Genomic DNA, 23,267 nt, shown 5'->3' with positions numbered 1-23,267 from the left:
AGTGATTGCCTAAATTTGATTTTAGATCATAAATCACTTAAAAAAGTAAATGACAACGCTGTCATTTTTGCTGTAACATTGAGTTAACTAAAGTTGAGCGCTGTATTAACGGCAAATAATAAGCAACGGTAGCGCTGCATTGATAGGTGAAGAGGGGTGTCATGGGGTTAGTCCAGACAAAAGATCAACCACTGTTTATAGGTGTAGATGGAGGCGGTAGTAAATGCCGAGCCACCATCTACTGCGCAGACGGTACCGTTTTAGGGACAGGTGTTGCAGGACGTGCAAATCCACTGCATGGTCTCACACAAACATTTGAATCCATTGAAGCATCGACTCGCCTGGCGTTGCTAGATGCGGGTATGAACGAGAGCGATAGCCACTTGCTGGTGGCGGGTCTTGGTCTTGCTGGCGTAAATGTCCCTAGGTTATATCAAGATGTTATCAACTGGCAGCATCCTTTTGCAGCCATGTATGTCACTACCGATTTGCATACGGCTTGTATTGGTGCCCACCGCGGTGCCGATGGCGCTGTGATCATCACGGGTACTGGCTCTTGCGGTTATGCCCATGTTGGTGATACCAGCTTGAGTATTGGTGGTTATGGTTTTGCATTGGGCGATAAGGGCAGCGGTGCTTGGCTTGGATTAAAAGCTGCGGAACACGTGCTGTTAGCACTCGATGGCTTTGCCGTACCAACTCGATTAACCGATATGCTGTTGAATGAATTTGGTGTCACCGATGCGCTCGGCATTGTCGAAAATCTAGCCGGTAAATCATCAAGTTGCTACGCCGCATTAGCCAGAAGCGTACTCGATTGTGCCAATGAAGGTGACGCGGTAGCGACTGCTATCGTACAAGAAGGTGCTGATTATATTAGCGACATGGCGCGTAAGTTATTTAGCCTAAATCCGGTGCGTTTTTCTATGATCGGTGGTCTTGCAGGGCCTCTACAAGCTTGGCTCGGTGCCGATGTCGTCGCTAAGATTTCAGAAACCTTAGCCCCCCCCGAACTCGGTGCTATGTATTTCGCCCAGCAAGAATTTAATAAGTCGTTGTCAGTGCACATAGGCACTGAAGCCAAATCCTGTATTTGAACGTGAAGGTAAAAGACATGACAAACACTATTATGGAACAAGAAGCTCGCACTGCACCGCAAAAAATTGCGGGTCAATTAGAAGCTAACGCTGACATCATGCAGCAGTTAGGTGAGGAACTGCGCGCCTTCGCCCCTCGTTTTGTGATGATAGTAGGTCGCGGCTCATCGGATCATGCGGGAGTGTTCGCTAAATACTTATTTGAAATTGAAGCGGGTGTACCAACCTTCGCCGCCGCGCCTTCAGTGGCGAGTGTGTATGGTAAAACTTTGAAACTCGAAGGCGCGCTAGTGATTGTGATTTCACAATCTGGCCGTAGCCCTGATATTTTGGCGCAGGCGCGTATGGCAAAAAATGCTGGTGCTTTCTGTGTTGCCTTAGTGAATGATGAAAGTGCACCGATTAAAGATATCGTCGATGTCGTTGTGCCTTTACGTGCCGGCGAAGAAAAAGCCGTTGCCGCAACTAAGAGTTACCTCGCGACCTTGTCGGCGATTTTACAACTCGCCGCCGCTTGGACTCAAAGCGAATCGCTCGCTAGCGCTGTAGCGTCTTTACCCCAAGCGCTGCAAACGGCGGTGGACGCTGAGCCGCAGCTCACGCCAGAATCCGTTGCCGACGTGAAGAACTTAGTCGTACTCGGCCGTGGTTTAGGTTATGCGGTATCCAAGGAAATCGCGCTTAAGCTAAAAGAAGTGTGTTCAATCCATGCCGAAGCGTTCAGCAGCGCCGAGTTCCTCCACGGCCCTGTCACTTTAGTTGAGAAAAAACTTACTATCGTCGATGTGTGTATTGGCGATGAATCTTACGCTAGCCATATTGAACAAATTGAAAACGTGAGCCAACGCGGCGCCGATTTAGTGCATCTGAATCAAACCTCGACGGACATTCACCCTCGTGTTGCTCCGTTAGCGTTATTACAACGTTTCTATATCGATGTGGCTGCGGTTGCGATTGCCCGCGGTATCGATCCCGATCAACCGGCAGGTCTTAAAAAAGTGACCCAAACGCTCTAAGCCGCCGAGCTTTAAGTGGCCAAAGTTTAAGAGGTTTAGGTGCTGCGGATTAGATTTAGCGGACTTTTAGCTGCACGATTAAGCAGCTGCACGATTAAACCTGTTCAGCTAAGCTCGTGCAGCTAAGCCCTCGCAGTGAACTTAATTTAAGACTTAAGTCACTCGTGTTATTTATTGAAAGAGGTTTGCGATGAAAATCACCTTGATCGCCGGGCGTATTTTTGATGGTGAATATTTCCATCAAGATGTGCCTGTAACTGTTGAAGACGGGCACATTCTGGCGTTTGATACGGTTGTTGGCGCGAAGGAAATCCGCCAAGCCGGAACGCTGGTGCCTGGTTTTATCGATGTACAAGTGAACGGTGGCGGCGGGGCGTTATTCAATGCCGATCCGAGTGTTAATTGCATTGAAACTATCGGCCGTGCCCATGCGCGTTTTGGCACGACAGGATTTTTACCTACGCTTATCACCGATGATGTCAGCGTGATGGCCAATGCGGCCGATGCAGTGGCCGAGGCTTTAGTCAAAGGTAGCGCTGGTGTTTTAGGAGTGCATTTTGAAGGGCCACATTTATCTGTGCCTAAAAAAGGTGTGCATCCACAGGGCTTTATTCGCGAAATCACCGATGCGGAACTCGCCGTATTTTGTCGTCAAGATCTGGGGATTAAAGTGGTCACGCTTGCGCCTGAGAATGTGTCACCAGAGGTGATCCGCACGCTTGTCGCCTCGGGCGTTAAGGTGTGTTTGGGTCATTCTAATGCCGACTACGATACTGTGGTTGCGGCATTAGCGGCAGGCGCGACGGGCTTTACCCACCTTTATAATGCAATGTCTCCTCTGGGCTCCCGTGAGCCAGGCATGGTTGGCGCGGCGATTGAGAGTGAAACCGCTTGGTGTGGTTTGATTGTCGATGGTCACCATGTGCATCCCGCGGCGGCAAAGGTCGCACTACGGGCAAAACCTAGAGGCAAAATGATGTTAGTCACCGATGCTATGCCGCCAGTTGGTATGGAGGATGAGACTAGCTTCGAGCTTTTTGGTACTCGAGTGTTAAGAGTCGGCGATAGATTAAATGCCGTGACAGGTGAGCTGGCGGGTTGTGTGCTCGATATGGCGACTGCGGTCAATAATACGGTGAACTTGTTAGGTTTACCTTTGGCGGAAGCCTTGAGAATGGCGGCGTTATATCCCGCACAGTTCCTCGGGATTGAGCATAAAGCTGGCCGTTTAGCAGTGGGACATAGGGCTGATTTTGTCTTGCTCGATGCACATAACAAAGTGCAGGCAAACTACATTGCGGGACGGGCAGTCTATTCAGGGCCGATTTATGCGGGCCAGGCAATAGGGGCACACCCTTAAATCGCTTTTGCAGTTTAGGTGATTTTTAACATCTATACCCAAACTACCTGAAAATGCAGGATTCAGCGGGAATTTAACGCACTTTAGGCAATGCCATTTATTGCTCCTGCATAAATGGCATTCACGCCATCCATGGCGATTGCGGTTATTTGCAGACCTAGTGGACTAAGTTAAAAATAACCAACGCAGTATAAAGTGCGTTAAAACCTGCCGAGACGGAGTGCCTAGGGCGCTCCACTTCCGTGTTGCATCAATTCAAAAGGTGGCCGACATTCTTTCATTGATGCGCCTTGAATTGAAGCACCCTAGGCGCTCTGAAACTCGTATCTTCAGGTCGCTTGGGTATAGCCCTTGTCGTATTTTGATGACAGGGGCTAAGTTTTTTTATTGTACAGCACTAATTTTAAACAGTATTAGTTTTGTACAGTATTAGTTTTGCTCAACTTTTATAAAAGCTTTTAATAACAATAATAAAGGATGATGGCATGGGGACGACACAGACAAATGCAATTGCGCCAGTAAAGGTGAATAAACCTAGGTTGATGTCGCTGGATGCACTGCGCGGCTTCGATATGTTTTGGATTTTGGGCGGTGAGGCTTTGTTTGGTGGCTTGCTTATTCTAACGGGCTGGGCAGGCTGGCAATGGGGCGATGAACAAATGCACCATAGCCAATGGCATGGTTTTCACTTCTACGATTTGATTTTTCCGCTGTTTATTTTCCTCTCTGGTGTGGCCTTAGGTTTATCCCCTAAACGTTTAGATAAATTACCTATGAAGGAGCGATTACCTGTGTATCGTCACGGGATTAAACGACTCTTTTTATTGCTGTTACTAGGCATTTTATACAATCACGGTTGGGGAACTGGCGCGCCTGCCGATCCTGAAAAAATTCGCTATGCCAGTGTGTTAGGTCGAATCGCCTTTGCATGGTTTTTTGCCGCATTATTGGTGTGGCACACGAGTCTACGAACCCAAATTATCGTCGCCTTGGGCATTTTGCTTGGTTATGGCGCAATGCAACTTTGGTTGCCTTTCCCTGGTGGACAGGCCGGCGTGCTCTCGCCAACGGAATCCATCAATGCCTATGTCGATTCGATTTTATTACCCGGCGTGAGCTATCAGGGACGCACGCCCGATCCAGAGGGGTTACTGTCGACTATTCCCTCCATAGTCAATGCGTTAACGGGTGTGTTTGTCGGTCACTTTATTGTTAAATCCCATCCTAAAGGTGAGTGGGCTAAAGTGGGATTGCTCGCCGCTGCGGGTGGCATTTTCTTAGCCTTAGGTTGGCTGTTAGATCTTGTTATTCCGGTCAATAAAGAGCTGTGGACCAGTTCATTTGTGCTGGTGACGTCGGGCTGGAGCATGATACTGCTGGCGGTATTCTATGCCTTAGTCGATGTGCTTAAGTGGCAAAAATCCGCATTTTTCTTCGTGGTGATAGGCACGAACGCCATCATTATTTACTTAGCGTCGAGCTTAGTGGATTGGAAATATATCGCTCAAAGCGTGTTTGGCGGCTTAGTGCTGGCCTTGCCTGAAAGCGCTCAAGCGTTAGCTGCGGTTGTCAGCTTGCTCGCGGTGCAGTGGCTGGTTTTATATTGGATGTATCGCCGCAATATTTTTGTCAGGATTTAGTCAGTTCGCTTAATCGCTTGAGATAAGCCGCACACACTCAGTGTCTGCGGCTTTTTTTACATTATTTGCTGGATGTGAGTCATCACTTACTTACAACTTAGCTATCGGCCAATTGATGATTACGAGGGAATATTCGCGAGAATTTATTAAATGACAGCGTTGTCTTTTTGTGTTATTTGTTTTAACATCACTGAAACAATGGTGCGTTTGGATGATAACATTAGCCATTGCGGACGAGTCGCGATACGGATATTCGGGAACTTAGGCATTAATTTAAACCCCGTTATCACCTCAATAATTAATTACTATAAGAAGCAGGTTTATGGAAATGACACTCGATAAAAGCCAGCAAAAAAGCAGCTTTCTCCCCATGGCCATAGTGGCCGCTCTCTTTTTCATCCTCGGATTCGCCACTTGGTTGAATGGGTCTTTGATGCCGTATTTGAAACAAATATTGCAACTCAATCCCTTTCAAGCGTCGTTGATCCTGTTTTCTTTCTATATCGCAGTGACTTTTACTGCCTTGCCATCCGCCTGGCTTATTCGCAAAGTCGGTTATAAGAATGGCATGGCGATCGGCATGGGCGTGATGATGCTGGCGGGTTTACTGTTTATCCCCGCCGCGGAAACCCAAATATTTGCCTTGTTCCTATTGGCCCAATTAGTGATGGGCACAGGCCAAACCCTATTACAAACTGCGGTTAACCCTTATGTGGTGCGTTTAGGCCCTGAAGAATCCGCCGCTGCCCGTGTGAGCGTGATGGGCATTTTGAACAAAGGTGCGGGTGTGATTGCGCCTGTGGTGTTCTCTGCACTGATTTTAGACAGCTTTAAAGACCGTATCGGTACTGAGCTGACTCAAATTCAAATTGATGAAATGGCTGACGGTTTAGTATTGCCGTATTTAGGCATGGCGATTTTTATCGGCATTTTGGCGTTAGCGGTAAAAAAATCCCCATTACCAGAATTATCCAATGAAGATGAAGCCGTTGAAAATACCGATAAAGGGCAACTTAAAGCGGCGCTGTCTCACCCTAACTTAGCTTTTGGCGTGTTGGCGCTGTTTTTTTATGTGGCGGTGGAAGTGATCGCCGGTGACACTATCGGCACTTTTGCGTTATCACTCGGGGTTGAACATTACGGGGTGATGACCTCCTATACCATGGTGTGTATGGTGCTAGGTTACACGCTTGGTATCCTGTTAATTCCTCGCTTTATTTCACAGCATAAGGCTTTGATGGTGTCGGCCATTTTAGGTTTATTACTGACATGCGGTATTTTGTTCGGCGACAATAACTCCTACGCTATCGCGAATGTTGTGTTAGTGCCTTTTGGTGGTGTCGCGCTACCTGACACCCTGTTGATGATTGCCTTCCTTGGTTTAGCCAATGCGATCGTTTGGCCTGCAGTATGGCCGCTAGCCTTGTCTGGTATGGGCAAATTGACCAGCACGGGTTCAGCGCTCCTCATCATGGGGATTGCTGGTGGCGCCTTTGGTCCAGTGTCTTGGGGCTTAATGAGCTCGGCGACTGATATGGGCATGCAGGGCGGTTATATTGTGATGTTGCCCTGTTATCTGTTCATCCTGTTCTACGCGGTGAAAGGCCATAAGATGCGTAGTTGGTAGACCAGTCAGCTTGAATAGCTAAAAAGAAGCCCTCGATGATGAGGGCTTTTTTGTGTCTTAGTTGGACCAAGCTAAGGCGAAATTAGAACGCGTAACTTACGCTCGCAAGCACGGTATCTGAGTTTTTGAATGCGCCATCAGAGACCTTTTGGTCACCGCTGAGATCTGTGCCCAACCAAGCTAATGAAAGTCCAAAGCCTGACAGTTCAGTCGATACACCAATGGAGTAATCTGAATAGCTATCGAAGCCTTCTCCATCATCTAAGGCATCACCCACGTTATAGCCGTAGTGCAAATCTAGGCTCCAATTCTCGACAAATTCGTAGGAGTAGTTTAGTTCTCCATAGTGATAATCTAAGTCAGTACCACCGTAATCATTGGTAAACCAATAGGCTAGGCGAAAGCCCTTAAATTCCATACCCGTAATCACTTCGAAATAACCTATATCACTCTCGCCTGAGTAGTTATAACGGTTAAGGGTGATGTCGTAGGTCAGATCTTCGTTGATCTCACCACCATAGGCGACATAGAAATCGTATTCGATCGCTGGGCCGTTATAACCTGGCTCATCAAAATCCACGTTACTTGCCCAAGCGCCGACAGAGAAACCTGAGTCGAAGCTCCAATCAATACCGCCTTGCAGGGCAGGATCGCCAGCGGTTTGTGATACGCCGCGAAAACGATAGTCGTTAGTAAGACTAATTTCCCCTGTCACTTCGGCGGCGGCAATGCCGGAGAATAGGGTCGTGGTTAGCGCGAGTCCGACAAGCTGTACCAGCCGTTTTTTTTTCAGATTATTATGCACGGTATTTCTCCCATTTTCTTTGTTGACTCGGACGTGTTACTGGCGACCATGGTTATTCAATCGCGCCAGAGCATCCGTTGGTTTGCCAAATAACAGCCTAGGAAAACCCGTTGCTGTGACCTCATGGCGAGTTATTGCTAAGATAACTTAGCTTTTTTGAGGCTAACATCAGCCTCGTTGATCTCACTTTTGTTCGAAAATGACGTAAACCTTGCGGCAGGGCTCCACGACTTCCCAAGTACCTTGAAAACCCGCGGGTATGATAAACCTGTCACCCACAGTGAAAGTCTGCGATTGACCTTGAAGATCTGTGATAACACTCATCCCTTCGAGGATTTCGCAGTACTCGTATTCAGTGTAGTTTATTTTCCAAGCGCCTGATTCACTTTGCCAAATTCCACTGTGAAATTGATCACAAGGGCTAGAATAATGATTCTCTAGCCCTTGAGTTGGATTGCCAGCTAACAACTTTTCCGTCGGTAACTGGTAGGTTTCGACGGGTGTTTGCGCCGTAGCAAAGCGAATAATGGCGTTGATACTCACAGTCATTTGCGATTTCCTTGTTGAGCTGACATTCGGCTATTTCATCGTTGGCATCACAAACTCGGCTTGAGTCTGTTTACCCACCGGCCAGCGGGCAGTAATTGCCTTACGCTTAGTATAAAAACGCACGCCATCGGGGCCATGCATATGCAGCGGCCCAAACAGTGAACGCTTCCAACCGCCAAAACTGTGGAACGCCATTGGTACCGGGATCGGCACATTCACCCCAACCATACCGACTTGCACGTGGTGGCAGAAATGCCGCGCCGCTTCACCACTTTGGGTGAAAATCGCCGTGCCATTGCCAAATTCGTGTTGGTTAATCAGCTCAAGCGCCGTCGGGTAATCTTTCACGCGCACAATCGCCAGCACTGGGCCAAAGATTTCTTCGCGGTAGATGCTCATATCTGGCGTGACATGGTCGAACAAACAGGCGCCGAGGAAATAGCCCTGTGGATTTTCTTCAACACTCAGTTTACGGCCATCGACCAGCAGCACTGCACCTTCTTGCACACCGGCTTCAACATATTGGGTGACCTTGGCAAGGTGTTGTTTTGAGATCAGCGGACCCATTTCCATCTCTGGCGTCAGGCCGTTGCCGACTTTTAAGGTTTGGATTTGCGGTAGCAGTTTTTCCACTAACGCGTCGCCCACATCGCCTACCGCGAGTACGACTGAAATTGCCATACAACGCTCACCAGCACTGCCGTAAGCGGCACCCATTAAGGCGCTAACAGCTTGATCTAAATCTGCATCTGGCATGAGTAACATATGGTTTTTCGCGCCGCCTAAGGCTTGCACGCGTTTGCCATGTTTAGAGGCTGTGCTGTAGATGTATTCGGCAATCGGCGTTGAGCCTACAAAGCTCACCGCTTGCACATCTTTATGGGTGAGTAAGGTATCGACGGCTTCTTTGTCGCCGTTAATCACGTTAAACACGCCATCGGGAAGACCCGCTTCTTTAAGCAGCTCGGCAATCCGCATCACCGAGCTTGGGTCTTTTTCCGAGGGTTTCATAATAAAGGTGTTACCGCAGGCAATCGCGATTGGGAACATCCACATGGGAACCATCACGGGGAAGTTAAAGGGTGCTATGCCTACGACAACACCTAAAGCTTGATTAACTGACCAAGAATCGACGCCGCCACCGACTTGCTGGGTGTGTTCACCTTTAAGCAAGTGCGGAATACCACAGGCAAATTCGACCACTTCGAGACCACGGATCAACTCGCCCTTAGCATCGTCGATCACTTTGCCGTGCTCACGGGTGATAAGCTGCGCCATTTCATCTAGGTGTTGCTCGACTAAGGCTTTGAATTTAAAAAGCACTCGAGCACGGTTGAGCGGCGTGACTTGCGACCAGGTTTCAAAGGCGGTTTTAGCGATCGCGATGGCTTCGCCGACTTCGGTTCCGCTTGCCAGTGAGACTTGGCCACGTAGCTCACCCGTGGCAGGTTCAAAAATATCTTGGGTTCTGGTACTGGCAGGGGTGTGCTGACCATTAACAAAGTGAGTGATCTTGAGCATAGTTAACCTTTGAAGTTCCCCGCCGCAGCGGGGTGTTAAATGTGAGAGTGGAACGAACCGCTGGTGCTATTATCCAACGGCGTTAATGGCATCGCTTAGGCTATTAACCATTTGGTCAATCTCGCGTTTATCGACAATCAGTGGCGGTGACATGGCAATGATGTCGCCCGTGGCTCGTACTAAAGTGCCGTGGCGGAAGCAGTGTTCAAACACGCCGTAACCCCGCTTACCCGCGCCTTGAGCGTTAGGGGAGAATTGAATCCCCGCCACTAAGCCTGTGTTGCGGATATCAATCACATTCGGCAACCCTTTGAGGCTGTGCACTGCGTCTTCAAAGTAGCGCTCAAGCTCAAAACTACGTTCGAATAATTGCTCATGCTCATAAATCGATAGTGTGGCAAGTGCGGCTGCTGCTGCGACTGGATGACCTGAATAGGTGTAACCGTGGAAAAACTCAATCAGTTCTGTGGGGCCTTGCATACAAGTGTCGTGGATAAAATCTTGCACAAACACTGCACCCATAGGGATGGCGCCGTTATTGATGGCTTTAGCTGTGGTGATAATGTCTGGAATAACGCCCCAACGTTGACTCGCAAAAGCGGCGCCAACGCGGCCAAATGCGGTAATGACTTCGTCAAAAATCAGTAGGATGCCGTGCTTTTTAGTGATTTCACGCAGACGTTTTAAGTAACCTTGTGGCGGCAATATTACCCCTGCAGAACCCGACATAGGTTCAACGATTACGGCGGCAATATTCTCGGCGCCATGCAGGGTCACTAGTTGTTCTAATACTTCGGCTTTTTCAGCGCCAAAGTGCGAGAGTCCACGGGTAAATGCCGCATTTTGGATATCTAAGGTATGAGGTAAGTGATCGACGCCTTGCAATAATTGGCCACTAAATGCTTTGCGGTTATTGCTTAATCCACCGACAGAGATGCCGCCAAAACCTACACCGTGGTAACCCATTTCTCGGCCGATAAAGCGGGTGCGTGAGGCTTGACCATTGGCTCTGTGATAGCAAAGTGCCATCTTAAGCGCAGTATCGACGGACTCAGAACCTGAGTTAGTAAAGAAGACTTTGTTTAATCCCTCAGGACTGAGCTCGACTAAGCGCTCGGCAAGTTCAAAGGCAATCGGATGACCCATTTGGAAGGAGGGCGCGTAGTCCATCTGTTTAATTTGTTTGCTGACCGCTTCGCTGATTTCCTTGCGACCATGGCCTGCGTTACAACACCATAAACCTGCGGTGGCATCTAACACTTTATTACCATCAATATCCTTGTAATACATGCCTTCGGCCTTGGCGAGTAACCGCGGACTGGCTTTGAATTGGCGGTTAGCGGTAAAAGGCATCCAGAAATGTTCAAGTGAGGGATGCTCAGTTGAAGATTGATGTGAAGCATCACTTGAGGAATTGAGCGGCAAATCGGCCATAGTGTCTACCTTGTCCTGTATCTTCAGGTCTTGTTTTAGGGTGGCTAATATTTGCTATGCTATGTTAGAAATAATGAACATGGAAGAGCCGTGTGCAGTTATTTGTGGCAAAAAAGCTATTTTTGTAAAAAATATTGAATTTTATTGCTTAAACAGCGTAACCTGAAGCTCGGATTATGACTGTGATGATGTTTAGCATTTGCGTTAAAGTCGTCACAGCCCCTATTTTCTTGTCGATGAACGATAAACCACACCTATACGAATTATTAAGAGGTCATCATGAGCACACCGAAGAAACGCAGCGAATGGGAAAGTCTGGCTGCCAGCCTGTCTATTAATGGTAAGGCGTTTATCAATGGCGAATACCAAGATGCCGTTTCGGGTAACACCTTTGATTGTATTAGTCCTATTGATGGTCGCTTGTTGGTAAAAGTGGCGAGTTGCGATCTTGCAGATGCTAATCTTGCGGTTGCTAATGGCCGCAGCGTATTCGAGTCTGGTGTTTGGTCGCAGCAGTCTCCGGTAAAGCGCAAACAAGTGATGATACGTTTCGCCGAGTTACTGGAGGAAAATGCCAATGAACTCGCGCTGTTAGAAACCCTCGACATGGGTAAACCAATTCGTTTCTCCAAAGCGGTGGATGTGGCGGGTGCTGCCCGTGCGATTCGCTGGTCTGGCGAAGCGATTGATAAAATTTACGATGAACTCGCGCCAACGGCTCACAATGAAATTGGCATGATCACCCGTGAGCCTGTGGGGGTTGTCGCCGCGATTGTTCCGTGGAACTTCCCAATGCTGATGGCGTGTTGGAAGCTCGGGCCCGCGCTGGCCACGGGTAATAGTGTAGTATTAAAACCCTCTGAAAAGTCACCCTTAACGGCTATCCGTATGGCGCAACTGGCTATTGAAGCTGGGATCCCAAAAGGCGTACTCAACGTGTTGCCAGGATTTGGTCATACTGTGGGTAAAGCCTTAGCGTTGCATATGGATGTGGATACGCTGGTTTTCACAGGTTCCACCAAAATTGCCAAGCAATTAATGATTTACGCTGGTGAGTCGAACATGAAACGCGTGTGGCTAGAGGCGGGAGGCAAGAGCCCTAATATCGTCTTTAATGACGCGCCAGATCTCAAAGCCGCTGCTGTTGCTGCTGCCGAAGCCATTGCTTTTAACCAAGGTGAAGTTTGCACCGCAGGTTCGCGTTTGCTGGTGGAGTCCGGGGTTAAAGATGAGCTTATCGCGCTTATCGCAGAGGAGCTAGCCTCATGGCATCCAGGGCATCCACTCGATCCCGCCACTGTGAGCGGCGCCGTTGTTGATAAACAACAGTTAGACACAGTACTCAGTTACATCAAAGCGGGTAAAGACGAAGGTGCAACCTTAGTCCACGGTGGCTGCCAAGTTATGGCCGACACGGGTGGTGTGTATGTGCAGCCAACGGTATTTTCTAACGTAAACAATCAGATGAAAATTGCCAGCGAAGAGATCTTCGGTCCTGTGTTATCTGTTATTGAATTTAATGGCATGGAAGAAGCGATATCAATAGCCAACGATACCATCTACGGTTTAGCCGCTGGCGTGTGGACATCGGATATCAGCAAGGCCCATAAAACCGCTAAAGCCCTGCGTTCTGGTATGGTATGGATCAACCATTACGATGGCGGCGACATGACAGCGCCATTCGGTGGCTATAAACAGTCAGGTAATGGCCGAGATAAATCTCTGCACTCCTTCGACAAATACACAGAATTGAAAGCGACTTGGATCGTGTTATAACCGCTCTTTTTTGTCTATATTTGTCTATATAAGAGAAGGAGCCGCTTTCGCTCAATACTAAAACCTCTTTTCATCGTACATGGAAAGAGGTTTTTTATTTTTTGTAGCTCAAGGTGTCCCCATTTTTTCTAAGCCATATTTTACTTGTAAAATCTGTATCTGCTGCTGTGGATAAGATGTTACAGTCTTGATTCATTATATTGTTGCTCACTCATACTCGATAGAATATTGACTTTAAACACTCCCATTAATATCTCAATTTACTTCCATTCTTATCTGCTTCATAAATATCGTAAGTTATCGCTTATAAATTTGTGGCTTTCAAACATTACCATTAATGCATTTAGTCATAGTGTAGTGGCATAGTGTGAAAAGTGTTGTAAGTTATTTGTGATATTATAGGGTGCTTAGATCATTGAATAAGAAGGCAAGTATGAACAACGTAGAAGAGTTTGGGGCAATCGTCAGTAAAGCTCTCGATAGTTACAAATCTGATTTTATGGAACTTGTTAGGGAATATGCGATTTCTTGTAAGAATCAAGGTGAGGCATATTGCGATTTTTTTGTCGATATAGCCTCTATGATGAATGGCGCATGGCTTTTAACCGCAGTATGTGAGTTTGAGGATGTTTCAGAATTTAAAGCCTTTAATTGGTATCAATTATTGAATGTTGATATAGACAATATGCCAGAAGATGATTTGTTCTCCCTACAAAATAAGCTATATGAAATCGGTTATATTTGGTTGGTGGAGCAATTGATTTCCTCTAAAAAAGAAATAAAAAGTATCGAAATTAGGTTGTTTCATAATGGCAGCAATGAATACCAATCTTTGGCATAATTAGCTTCTAACAGAGCTAAACGACATCAGTCACTGGGCTCATTGGATAGAATTTTTTGTGTGTGGTTATGTCATACCGTTGGTAGTATTTACCTCTAGGGCAAGTATGAAGAACTTTATTAGCAAAGATCTAGATATTGAAGAGTTTAAAAAAAGATTCGATAACACCAGAGAAAGTTTTATAAATTCTCTAAAAACAGCAAGTAAAGGTTATCGAAATGTAAGGTTCTTCGCTTGTGATGAAAGTGGAGTCCCCATTAAATGGGTATGGGATGATGAAACGTTCACACATAACTGGGAAGAGGGCACTCTTGAAGACGCTATTCAGTTTGCCCGTCACATGATAAATAGTGGAATGTATTTTGCGTTTATGGGTTGTTTGTCTGGTTCCAGTGATCTTGATATTTGGCTGACCACCTTTGAAAACCCCATAAAGAAACCTACATGGCCAAGTGGTAAAGAACCCAAATTTGAGATTATCCATGAAGTGTTAACTCGTTAGGGCTTTGTTTACCGATCTAAATTAGGAAACAACGCCTCGTTATGACTGCATATTTTATCTCAAAGTAAGAGCATTCACCTGTAAATACGTGATTTTAGCGTGCAACTGCTGTAGCCTCGTGGAAATTTATTGTTTCTTATTTTGATCTTTTAGGATGCAGGTCTTGAGCTTTGCCATCTAAGGTTGTTCGTTATTTCCCAGTGATTTTTGCTGAGCCAATCACTCGTCAGCAAAGCGTTCACTCATTAGAGAGGGTGTCATGTGAATGCACTTCAAAACCCAATTAGGCAGTTCAATGTCGTGAAACTATTTGTACTGGCATTGCTAAGCTTTTTGGCCGGCTGTTCTTCAATGCAGACGGGTGAGAATGGAAACTGGGTGGGATTCACGGAAGCTGGTCAGGCTTCATTTTATGGGGATAAACATCAGAATAAGCAGACGGCCAGCGGTGAACTTTACAAACATAAATTAAAGACAGCAGCGCATAAAAAGTTACCCTTTGGCTCGAGTGTTAAGGTCACCAATGTCGATAATGGCAAAAGTGTGATTGTAAAAATCAATGATAGAGGGCCTTTCGTGCGTGGCCGCATTATTGATCTGTCTAAATCGGCGTTCAGTAGCATAGGCAACACTTCTTCTGGCTTGATTGACGTGAAAATAGAAGTCATTAAATAGCGGCTATTTTGAAAATAGTTGTCTCGAAACGGACTTTTGCGAAAACGGCTATCTCGAACACGGCCATATCGACAGGATCGTTTTGAAAGCGGCATCATTAAAAATGAGCAGTTTGAAAGCACTCTCTTCAAAACACGGCTTCGCTGCAATCTAATGATTGAATGCACTAATAATTGAGCGCATAAAACCGAGTCGGCGCTTTTAAATAAAATCCCAAAGCAGACAATTTGTTAAGCTGATATTTGGGCTTTACGGCATTTGGTGAGAGACTATCGGCAGATTTGGATAACAGTAAAAGGACTCGCTATGGAATACCCACTTGTTAGTACGCAGTGGCTCGAAGCACATCTCACCGATCCCAATTTAGTCTTGCTCGATGCCAGTATGGAAACCGTTATTGGTAAAGAACCCTTAGTTTACGATGAGCCTATTTGTATTCCGCGCTCACGTCGATTCGACTTGGAAAATGTGTTTTGCGATAAGACTTCAACCCAAATTCATGCCTTGCCGACGTTTGAGCAATTCATCCAAGGGATAGCCCAACTTGGGATTGAGGTCGACAGTGTTATTGTTATCTATGATAACCAAGGCATTTATTCATCTCCACGGGCGTGGTGGACCTTTAAAGTCATGGGCTTTAATCGAGTCTATGTGCTTGATGGTGGCTTGCCTCAATGGATTGAAGAAGACCGCATTACCTCATCGCGTTATCAAGCCGAAGGCGTCGATTATGGCCCGACGGATATCGATACTTTGGCGGATGTGCTGCAATACCACCCCGAGCTTGTGATGGATGCCGAGGCCGTGTTATCACGAATTGAAGATGCCGGAACGGCGATTGTCGATGCCCGTGGTGCGCCTCGCTTTTTAGGGCAAGTGAGTGAGCCGCGCCCCGGTGTGCGCTCTGGGCATATTCCTTGCTCGGTTAATTTACCCTTCGCTCAAGTACTCGATGGTAATAAAATCAAAACGGTCAGTGAGCTACAGTCTATTTATCAAGGGCTAGCAGGGGATAAATCCGCAAGGATATTCAGCTGTGGTTCCGGGATTACGGCGTGTATTTTGATCTTAGCTTCGGTCGCCGCGGGGCATAAAAATCCCATCCTCTATGACGGTTCATGGGCGGATTGGGGCAGCCGTAACGATCTGCCGATAGAGTGTTAATTGAGTATCACCATTGAAATTAGTGCTGTAGATTAATTAAGTTAGCGTGGTTTTTGTTGAACATCATGTGACTTCTACGTCGTTTGGCTAAATGCCAAGGAGAAACCTTTGATAGCGAGATTGATCGATAAGTTGGTATTTGGATTTATTTTAGTGATTGCCTTACAGTTACCACAACTGGCTGATCATTATCAGCAATTTTTATCAGGCCTTTATGAATCCACTCGATGGCAGGTGGAAGGTTACGAGGCAACGGCTAAGGAATATCATTACGCTGATGTTGATGCCATGATTGCCCGCCACCAGCAAAATGAGGAGCCAAGTGTGCGTGCCGACGCTGAGCAAAAGGTACAGACACTGGCGCTTTATAAAGCGTTAACACAGGGCGTGGCGATTTTTAATACGGGCAATTTGTTTGAGAAAACTGCCTATATGTTTAACCCTGTTCGCTTTGATTATCTTGAGAAAACCATCAGTAACTTTAAGCCAGGGATACCTTTAACTTCTAGTGGTATTGGCTTTGGCGTCTTGGTGGCTTTAGTCGTGCATTATCTTGGGTCTATCCCTTTTATCCTGTGGGCAAGGCGTAACAAGCGACTTAAAACAAGTCCTTAAATCTGTGATACAGCATGCCTGCAGCGAGTATAGGTGAGCGGAATGTTGGGCCGCCGGGGAAGGTGATGTGTTTGATTTTAGCGAACACATCGAAATGTCCCGCCTGTTGGCAAATAGCCTCGGCAAGCAGTTTTGCCGCCATGTGAGTGGCATTCACGCCGTGTCCCGCATAGGCTTGGGCGTAAAAAATATTATTTGCATCGGGAAGGCGACCAATTTGTGGCATACGGTTAGCACCGATACCTATCATACCGCCCCATTCATAATCGATACGTACCCCTTTTAACTGCGGGAATACCTTCTCAAGATTCGGTCTCAGTGCCGCTTCAATATCCTTGGGATCTTTACCCGAATAGGTACAAAGGCCACCAAACAGCAAACGACGATCTGCGGATAAGTGAAAGTAATCTAAGGCAATTCGCATATCCGCGAAGGCCATGTTTTGCGGGATAATACTCGCGCATTGGGCCTCAGTTAAGGGCTCTGTTGCCAATAAATAACTGCCTGCAGGTAATACTTTCCCCCCTACAAAGCTATTAAGTTTGTGGCCGATATAGGCATTGCCCGCCAGCACTAAGTATTGGCATGTGACTTCGCCCTTAGCGGTAATGACCTTAGGTTTGGCGCCTTGAATGATTTTTTCAGCAGCGCTGTACTCAAACAACCTAGCACCGAGATTGCGGGCGACGCGAGCTTCACCGAGGGCAAGATTAAGTGGGTGTAGATGACCGCTACCCATATCAACTAGCGCGCCTTGATAAAAATCTGAGCCTATGACTTCACCTAATTGTGGCTTAGTTAACAGCTTGATTTCTTGCTGATAACCCATGGCCTTGAGTGCGCTAAATTCTTCTTCAAGCTCATCCATGTGACGAGGTTTTACCGCTAAGTCGCAATAACCCATTTGCAGATCGCAGTCGATACTGTGTTCTTGTATGCGATTTCGCACAATTTCGACGGCTTCAAAGCCCATCTGTTGAATTGCTTGAACACCTTCAGTGCCGATTTCACTTTGAAATTGCGAAGGGTCATGGCCTATGCCGCGAATGAGTTCGCCGCCATTACGCCCCGATGCGCCCCAGCCAATTCGCCTCGCTTCTAACAGCACGACACTCATACCGCGCTGTGTGAGTTCTATGGCGGTATTGATACCGCTAAAGCCGCCGCCCACGATACAGACATCGGCATTGATATTGCCTTCGAGTTGTGGGTAAGCGTAAATTTCTTTAGCAGTATCAACATAATAAGAGTGTGGATACTGTTCGCTGTGCACTGGAGGTTTGCTTGCCATTATGGCTCCCAAAAATTGTTTTTATTGTAAATTGGACTTGTCTCAGTATACTCATCACACTTTTAACATGACGCAAAAAAGTGTTCGTTTTATTTAACACGCTTTTTATGTAGAATACAATGAAAGCAGTAAAACACGCGCTTTTTGGGCGAAAATGCGTTCTGGATGGTGTTTATCCTGAACAACCTGTTCGTCATCTATCGGGATTGACCCGAGCCTTTAGGGGGATGTGAAATTTGGATATTGGAGCCAGCCTCAAAACTGTTCGAAAAATGAAAGGCTTATCTCAACGAGAATTAGCCAAACGTGCTGGTGTGACTAACAGTACGATTTCAATGATCGAGAAAAACAGTGTTAGCCCGTCAGTCAGCTCTTTAAAAAAAGTGCTGTCGGGTATCCCGATGTCTTTAGTGGACTTTTTCTCCATTGAAGCCTCAACGGATAGTGAGCAAAAGGTCGTCTATCGATCCAATGAATTACTGAATATCGGTACTGGACCACTTGAATTTAAACTGATCGGTCGTGATTACCCGAACCGCGCAATGTCAGTGATGAATGAGATTTATCCACCCGGTTCAGATACGGGTGAAGAGATGCTAAAGCACGAAGGTGAAGAGGCCGCTATGGTGATAGAAGGTAAATTCGAACTCACTGTTGGGGATGAAGTGTATATTTTGGAAGCGGGTGACAGTTATTATTTTAACAGTGAATTGCCCCATAGATTCCGCAATCCCTTCGATGAACCTTGTCGCCTAGTGAGTGCGACTACGCCTGCAAACTTCTAATTAAGTCATTAACTTATCCTATTATTCAACATATTAGGCCACTTATTCGCTAAAAGTGAGTGGCGTAATACTGTTATTCAACATTACTGCGGATTTATACCAATCACATTAAATATCTAATCAGTTCAGAGCCTCACAGGCATTTCAATCCAAGGCGCATTGACGCAGAAATGGTCATTCCCTTTTAAGTCAATGCAACACGGGAGTGGGATGCCTGTGAGGCTCCCGAAGGGCGGCTGATGTTCACTACATGGCAACGCGCTTTATACTGCGTTTAAGGCTTTCGACAGAGCACCACTATGCCTTCAAGCCTTCGCCTTGTCTAAAGCGCGTTGAACTCCCGCTGAATGAACAGATATTTAATACGATTGGTATTACCTACTTTCTAACCCTGTCATATTGGTTATATATCCTCTTCTTTGTGTAAATAATATTGGTTCAAATTTGGTTCGAATACGGTTTAATTTACCCTGTAAAAAGTGAGCTTTATGCTGGTGTAACCGCTGGTTTATATACATGAATTAGCGAGAAAAGGGGTAAATATACATTTAACTACATGTTATTTATGCTTATTAAGAATAAGTGGATTAAATAACCTTTAACAAGTGTTTAACCTCTTGCCTAGTGCTAAATTTCGGTGTACTGTGTGAAAAAATGAACATTTAAAGGCAAAGTGTTCGTTATGCTAGTAAAATCAATTCTAAAGGTGAGATATGTCAGCCGATTTACCTCTCATAGGTGTTATTGCATGCAATCAACAATTGGGATCACACCCCTTTAATATTGTTGGTGAAAAATACCTTTTAGGCGTAGTTAATGGCGCGAAAGGCTGGCCGTTAGTGATCCCATCTTTAGGTGGCGATTTACCGATAGACGCTATTTTAGAGCGTCTTGACGGTATTTTGTTTACTGGCTCTCCTTCTAATGTAGAACCCCATCTTTATGCAGGCCAGCCGAGTGAGCTTGGTACACACCATGATCCTAAACGTGACGCGACAACCTTGCCGCTGATCCACGCTGCTATTGCTGCTGGGGTACCTGTATTAGGTATTTGTCGCGGTTTTCAAGAAATGAATGTGGCTTTTGGTGGCAGTTTGCATCAGAAGCTCCATGAGGTGGGTGGCTTTATTGAACATCGAGAAGATAAAACCGCATCCTTAGATGTGCAGTATGGGGCTTCTCACAGTATTACTGTTGAGCCCGGGGGGCTTATTTACGAGGCCTGGGGCCGTAACTCTGCAGAGATTAACTCTGTACATACTCAAGGCGTGGAGCGCCTGGGTGTTGGGTTGCGGCCAGAAGCTTATGCTCCAGATGGGTTAGTGGAGGCTTTCTCCGTAATTGGTACTAAAGAATTTGCCCTCGGTGTGCAATGGCATCCAGAGTGGAAGGTGAGCGAGAATCCGTTTTATCTCTCCATTTTCAATGCCTTCGGTGATGCATGCCGACGTAGGGCTACAACTCGAGTGAAATAATAATGAATAAGCTAATCGCTTTTTTAAAAGAACGAAAAATCACAGAAGTCGAATGTGTTATCAGTGACATGACTGGCATCGCCCGCGGCAAGATTGCTCCAGTCGATAAGTTTCTCGATGAAAAAGGCATGCGTTTGCCCGAAAGTGTGTTGTTGCAAACTGTGACCGGTGATTTTGTCGACGAAGAGATTTACTACAGTTTGCTCGATCCCGCCGACATCGATTTTGTTTGTGTACCCGATGAAAATGCCGTTTTTATGTTGCCTTGGACCATCGAAGCCACGGCACAGGTTATCCACGATTGCTACGACAGAATGGGTAATCCGATTGAGCTGTCACCACGTAACGTGTTGAAAAAAGTCTTGTCTCTCTATGACGAACAGGGCTGGGAACCTGTTATCGCTCCCGAAATGGAGTTCTATTTGACTCGTCGTAGTGACGACCACGATTTACCCTTAAAGCCTCCAATTGGTCGTTCAGGTCGCCCCGAAGCGGGTCGCCAGTCATTCTCTATTGATGCTGCCAACGAATATGATCCTATGTTTGAAGATATGTACGATTGGTGTGAGCTTCAAGGTTTAGATATCGATACTTTAATCCATGAAGATGGTCCCGCACAGATGGAGATTAACTTCAGCCATGGCAACGCATTATCTTTAGCTGATCAAGTGTTTATCTTTAAACGCACTTTACGGGAAGCCGCGCTGAAGCACGATGTGTGCGCCACTTTTATGGCAAAACCCGTGACGGATGAACCTGGCAGTGCGATGCATATTCATCAAAGCGTGATCAATAAAGAGACTGGCAAGAATATTTTCACCAATGAAGATGGGACTAAGAGCAAGCTATTCTTGGGATATATTGCAGGTCTACAAAAATTCATTCCTGAGTTACTGCCACTGATGGCGCCAAATGCGAACTCGTTTCGTCGTTTCCTCCCCGGCACTTCGGCACCTGTAAACTTAGAATGGGGCGATGAAAACCGTACCTGTGGTTTACGCATTCCAGAATCTTCACCACAAAACCGTCGCATTGAAAACCGCATTCCCGGCGCCGATGCTAACTGTTATTTGGCGATTGCCGCGAGCTTGTTGTGTGGCTATATCGGCATGGTTGAGTCGCTAAAACCTTCGACTCCTGTGCAAGGTAAAGCCAATGAAAGTCGTAGCAATAATACCCATTGTTTACCACTGACATTAGAGGAAGCATTAGCGGCGATGGAAGAAAGTGATGCCTGTAAGCAATATTTAGGCGAATCCTTCACCACTGGATTTGTGGCGGTAAAACAGGCTGAACTTGAAAACTTCCGCCGTGTTGTCAGCTCATGGGAACGTGAATTCCTATTACTCACTGTGTAATGTTTTGGATTGATTGCACTGACCGTGTTGCCGCGTTAACCCAAGGAATAAGGGGTTAACGTTGGCCATAACGATACTGATGCGTGCACTGTTTTAGTGAGGTTGCACTTAACTGGTGCAACTCGCTTGTTAAATAATATGATGGTTTTTAATGGCTTGTCCGTTAAAGTGATTATTCAATTCCATTGCTTGTCTGCAAGGGAAGTAAAATAGGCTTAACAATTTTAGGTTGTTCGCTTGCTAGCGTTACTAACTAATTGTTAGTCATATTTAAAATGTGTTTATCTAAGTGTTTTTTTGCGATTGCTTAGGGACTTGAGGCATTTGCCTTAATGTTGCAAAATGTACAAGCAGTGTCATATCTAGTCTATTTTTTTGAGTGTTAATGCAATACCGATGCCTCGAAAATTTGGCACGAAACCTGATACTTAACAAATTGCAGCAAGATATAAAGTAGGCATGGTTATCATGCCGTAGAGACTGCCGATGCGGTTTTTAAGGTGTTGCATTGGTCGAAAATAACAACAATATCCGGGCAGCCCGGTGACACAATGTCAGAATTTGCTTAAGCAGTTCTGCTACCCGAGAAAGGAGAAAGCATGAAGCTATTTAATAAGATGACCACATTAGCGCTGGTGACTGCGAGCGTATTTGCAAGCGCAGTGGCCCAAGCGGAAGAAGTGGTTCGCGTGTATAACTGGTCAGATTATATCGCGGAAGATACCTTAGAAAACTTCAAGAAAGAAACGAGCATTAGGGTAATTTACGATGTATTTGATAGTAATGAAGTGCTTGAGGCTAAATTACTGTCTGGTCGTAGTGGCTACGATATCGTTGTACCTTCTAACCACTTTCTCGCTAAGCAAATCAAAGCGGGTGCTTTCAAACCTTTAGACCGTGCTAAGTTACCTAATTTTAAAAATTTAAATCCAGCCCTGATGAAGTTGCTTGAAAAAGCCGATCCGGGTAACCAATATGCCGTGCCTTATTTATGGGGAACCAATGGCATTGGTTACAACATCGATAAAGTGAAAGCCGCTGTGGGGGAAGATGCGCCATTTAACTCAATGGAACTGATCTTCAATCCTAAATACGCTGAAAAAATTTCTAAGTGTGGCTTTGCTATGTTGGACTCTGCCGACGACATGGTGCCACAGGCGATGATTTATTTAGGCTTAGATCCTAACAGTACTAAGGCTGAAGACTATGAAAAAGCGGGTGAGTTACTGGAAAAAATTCGTCCTTATGTGACGTATTTCCATTCTTCACGTTATATTTCTGACTTAGCGAACGGTGACATCTGTGTCGCTTACGGTTTCTCCGGTGACGTATTCCAGGCGAAGGCCCGTGCTGAAGAAGCAAAAAATGGCAATAAGATTGGCTACTCCATTCCAAAAGAAGGTGCCAATCTGTGGTTCGATATGTTAGCTATCCCTGCTGATTCAACGAACGTCGATAATGCACTCACGCTGATTAACTATTTTCTACGTCCAGAAGTCATAGCGCCTATCTCTAACTATGTGGCCTATGCTAACCCGAACGATCCCGCTCAACCTCTGGTTGATGAGGCTATCCGTACCGACCCTGCGATCTATCCACCACAAGAAGTGTTAGACAAACTTTATATTGGTGAAATTCGTCCTTTGAAAATTCAGCGCGTATTAACCCGTGTTTGGACCAAAGTGAAGTCAGGACAATAGTCGATAGGGGGCAAGCCTAGCTTGCCCCCAGCTTGG

The 23,267-nt window shown here is 46.1% G+C and carries 20 protein-coding genes; 15 read left to right on the top strand and 5 right to left on the bottom strand.

Translation table 11 applies throughout. The features are described from left to right. Positions 1-161 precede the first annotated feature (161 nt). The 5 genes from nagK to nagP all read left to right on the top strand — a co-directional run bounded on the left by nagK (position 162) and on the right by nagP (position 6,740). Positions 162-1,097, top strand: coding sequence for an N-acetylglucosamine kinase (gene nagK / locus L5L94_RS01835; RefSeq protein ID WP_263160887.1), 936 nt, complete (start codon positions 162-164; stop codon positions 1,095-1,097). A 17-nt stretch (positions 1,098-1,114) separates the two neighbouring features. After that, positions 1,115-2,113, top strand: coding sequence for a glucosamine-6-phosphate deaminase NagB-II (nagB-II, locus tag L5L94_RS01830; RefSeq protein WP_263160886.1), 999 nt, complete (start codon positions 1,115-1,117; stop codon positions 2,111-2,113). 190 nt (positions 2,114-2,303) lie between these two features. Continuing rightward, entirely contained in the window at positions 2,304-3,473 is a 1,170-nt protein-coding gene (gene nagA, locus L5L94_RS01825; RefSeq protein ID WP_263160884.1) for an N-acetylglucosamine-6-phosphate deacetylase, read from the top strand. Between the two features lie 485 nt (positions 3,474-3,958). Further along, positions 3,959-5,113 carry a transmembrane glucosamine N-acetyltransferase NagX gene (gene nagX / locus L5L94_RS01820; RefSeq protein WP_259523526.1) on the top strand — a complete coding sequence of 385 codons (1,155 nt, stop codon included), beginning with the start codon at positions 3,959-3,961 and terminating at the stop codon, positions 5,111-5,113. A gap of 328 nt (positions 5,114-5,441) precedes the next feature. Then, entirely contained in the window at positions 5,442-6,740 is a 1,299-nt protein-coding gene (gene nagP, locus L5L94_RS01815; protein ID WP_012196774.1) for an N-acetylglucosamine MFS transporter NagP, read from the top strand. 82 nt (positions 6,741-6,822) lie between these two features. On the opposite strand, the gene L5L94_RS01810 is transcribed toward nagP, so the two are convergent. From L5L94_RS01810 to L5L94_RS01795, 4 genes are all read right to left on the bottom strand, one after another. Beyond that, positions 6,823-7,545 carry a TorF family putative porin gene (locus tag L5L94_RS01810; protein ID WP_263160881.1) on the bottom strand — a complete coding sequence of 241 codons (723 nt, stop codon included), beginning with the start codon at positions 7,543-7,545 and terminating at the stop codon, positions 6,823-6,825. Positions 7,546-7,728: 183 nt separating this feature from the next. Beyond that, positions 7,729-8,094 (bottom strand): cupin domain-containing protein, encoded by a 366-nt coding sequence (locus L5L94_RS01805; RefSeq protein WP_263160879.1) that lies wholly within the window; start codon positions 8,092-8,094, stop codon positions 7,729-7,731. Positions 8,095-8,124: 30 nt separating this feature from the next. Continuing rightward, positions 8,125-9,615, bottom strand: a complete 1,491-nt coding sequence (locus L5L94_RS01800) for a CoA-acylating methylmalonate-semialdehyde dehydrogenase (protein WP_263160877.1) — start codon at positions 9,613-9,615, stop codon at positions 8,125-8,127. Between the two features lie 69 nt (positions 9,616-9,684). Then, on the bottom strand, positions 9,685-11,049 hold the full coding sequence (locus L5L94_RS01795; protein ID WP_131525454.1) for an aspartate aminotransferase family protein: 1,365 nt from the start codon (positions 11,047-11,049) through the stop codon (positions 9,685-9,687). 279 nt (positions 11,050-11,328) lie between these two features. Between L5L94_RS01795 and L5L94_RS01790 the strand changes: the two genes are divergently transcribed. The 6 genes from L5L94_RS01790 to L5L94_RS01765 all read left to right on the top strand — a co-directional run bounded on the left by L5L94_RS01790 (position 11,329) and on the right by L5L94_RS01765 (position 16,622). Further along, positions 11,329-12,825: an aldehyde dehydrogenase gene (locus L5L94_RS01790; protein ID WP_263160875.1), complete on the top strand. Its 1,497-nt coding sequence runs from the start codon at positions 11,329-11,331 to the stop codon at positions 12,823-12,825. Positions 12,826-13,258: 433 nt separating this feature from the next. Further along, positions 13,259-13,666: a hypothetical protein gene (locus L5L94_RS01785; protein ID WP_219234052.1), complete on the top strand. Its 408-nt coding sequence runs from the start codon at positions 13,259-13,261 to the stop codon at positions 13,664-13,666. Positions 13,667-13,772: 106 nt separating this feature from the next. Continuing rightward, entirely contained in the window at positions 13,773-14,168 is a 396-nt protein-coding gene (locus L5L94_RS01780; protein WP_105249914.1) for a hypothetical protein, read from the top strand. Positions 14,169-14,429: 261 nt separating this feature from the next. After that, positions 14,430-14,843, top strand: coding sequence for a septal ring lytic transglycosylase RlpA family protein (locus L5L94_RS01775; RefSeq protein ID WP_131525451.1), 414 nt, complete (start codon positions 14,430-14,432; stop codon positions 14,841-14,843). A 306-nt stretch (positions 14,844-15,149) separates the two neighbouring features. Continuing rightward, the gene (locus L5L94_RS01770) at positions 15,150-16,007 is read left to right on the top strand and encodes a sulfurtransferase (protein WP_263160870.1); all 858 of its coding nucleotides are present in this window, start codon (positions 15,150-15,152) and stop codon (positions 16,005-16,007) included. A 108-nt stretch (positions 16,008-16,115) separates the two neighbouring features. Beyond that, a complete protein-coding gene (locus L5L94_RS01765; protein ID WP_028760887.1) occupies positions 16,116-16,622 on the top strand; it encodes a DUF2937 family protein in 507 nt (168 codons plus the stop codon). Here the strand turns inward: L5L94_RS01765 and L5L94_RS01760 are convergent. Beyond that, positions 16,606-17,913: an NAD(P)/FAD-dependent oxidoreductase gene (locus L5L94_RS01760; protein ID WP_263160868.1), complete on the bottom strand. Its 1,308-nt coding sequence runs from the start codon at positions 17,911-17,913 to the stop codon at positions 16,606-16,608. The genes L5L94_RS01765 and L5L94_RS01760 overlap by 17 nt on opposite strands. Positions 17,914-18,149: 236 nt before the next feature. Between L5L94_RS01760 and L5L94_RS01755 the strand changes: the two genes are divergently transcribed. The 4 genes from L5L94_RS01755 (at position 18,150) to L5L94_RS01740 (ending at position 23,231) form a co-directional block, all read left to right on the top strand. After that, positions 18,150-18,698 carry a cupin domain-containing protein gene (locus tag L5L94_RS01755; protein ID WP_028760885.1) on the top strand — a complete coding sequence of 183 codons (549 nt, stop codon included), beginning with the start codon at positions 18,150-18,152 and terminating at the stop codon, positions 18,696-18,698. A gap of 713 nt (positions 18,699-19,411) precedes the next feature. After that, positions 19,412-20,173, top strand: a complete 762-nt coding sequence (locus tag L5L94_RS01750; RefSeq protein WP_105249909.1) for a gamma-glutamyl-gamma-aminobutyrate hydrolase family protein — start codon at positions 19,412-19,414, stop codon at positions 20,171-20,173. 2 nt (positions 20,174-20,175) lie between these two features. Then, a complete protein-coding gene (locus L5L94_RS01745; protein WP_105249908.1) occupies positions 20,176-21,531 on the top strand; it encodes a glutamine synthetase family protein in 1,356 nt (451 codons plus the stop codon). 599 nt (positions 21,532-22,130) lie between these two features. Then, positions 22,131-23,231, top strand: coding sequence for a polyamine ABC transporter substrate-binding protein (locus L5L94_RS01740; protein WP_028760882.1), 1,101 nt, complete (start codon positions 22,131-22,133; stop codon positions 23,229-23,231). The last annotated feature ends 36 nt before the right edge of the window (positions 23,232-23,267 follow it).

Origin of the sequence: Shewanella sp. SM21, from assembly GCF_025654335.1 — a bacterium.
GTDB classification, from domain to species: Bacteria; Pseudomonadota; Gammaproteobacteria; order Enterobacterales; family Shewanellaceae; genus Shewanella; species Shewanella oncorhynchi.
This window is presented reverse-complemented; position numbering and strand designations above follow the sequence as displayed.

Bases quoted from the DNA above. Each gene is read 5' to 3' on its own strand.
- nagK (WP_263160887.1), top strand. From the start codon at position 162: ATGGGGTTAGTCCAGACAAAAGATCAACCACTGTTTATAGGTGTAGAT.
- L5L94_RS01795 (WP_131525454.1), bottom strand. From the start codon at position 11,049: ATGGCCGATTTGCCGCTCAATTCCTCAAGTGATGCTTCACATCAATCT.
- L5L94_RS01760 (WP_263160868.1), bottom strand. From the start codon at position 17,913: ATGGCAAGCAAACCTCCAGTGCACAGCGAACAGTATCCACACTCTTAT.
- L5L94_RS01770 (WP_263160870.1), top strand. From the start codon at position 15,150: ATGGAATACCCACTTGTTAGTACGCAGTGGCTCGAAGCACATCTCACC.
- nagX (WP_259523526.1), top strand. From the start codon at position 3,959: ATGGGGACGACACAGACAAATGCAATTGCGCCAGTAAAGGTGAATAAA.
- L5L94_RS01790 (WP_263160875.1), top strand. From the start codon at position 11,329: ATGAGCACACCGAAGAAACGCAGCGAATGGGAAAGTCTGGCTGCCAGC.
- L5L94_RS01750 (WP_105249909.1), top strand. From the start codon at position 19,412: ATGTCAGCCGATTTACCTCTCATAGGTGTTATTGCATGCAATCAACAA.
- L5L94_RS01745 (WP_105249908.1), top strand. From the start codon at position 20,176: ATGAATAAGCTAATCGCTTTTTTAAAAGAACGAAAAATCACAGAAGTC.
- L5L94_RS01785 (WP_219234052.1), top strand. From the start codon at position 13,259: ATGAACAACGTAGAAGAGTTTGGGGCAATCGTCAGTAAAGCTCTCGAT.
- nagB-II (WP_263160886.1), top strand. From the start codon at position 1,115: ATGACAAACACTATTATGGAACAAGAAGCTCGCACTGCACCGCAAAAA.
- L5L94_RS01805 (WP_263160879.1), bottom strand. From the start codon at position 8,094: ATGACTGTGAGTATCAACGCCATTATTCGCTTTGCTACGGCGCAAACA.
- nagA (WP_263160884.1), top strand. From the start codon at position 2,304: ATGAAAATCACCTTGATCGCCGGGCGTATTTTTGATGGTGAATATTTC.
- L5L94_RS01780 (WP_105249914.1), top strand. From the start codon at position 13,773: ATGAAGAACTTTATTAGCAAAGATCTAGATATTGAAGAGTTTAAAAAA.
- L5L94_RS01800 (WP_263160877.1), bottom strand. From the start codon at position 9,615: ATGCTCAAGATCACTCACTTTGTTAATGGTCAGCACACCCCTGCCAGT.
- nagP (WP_012196774.1), top strand. From the start codon at position 5,442: ATGACACTCGATAAAAGCCAGCAAAAAAGCAGCTTTCTCCCCATGGCC.
- L5L94_RS01740 (WP_028760882.1), top strand. From the start codon at position 22,131: ATGAAGCTATTTAATAAGATGACCACATTAGCGCTGGTGACTGCGAGC.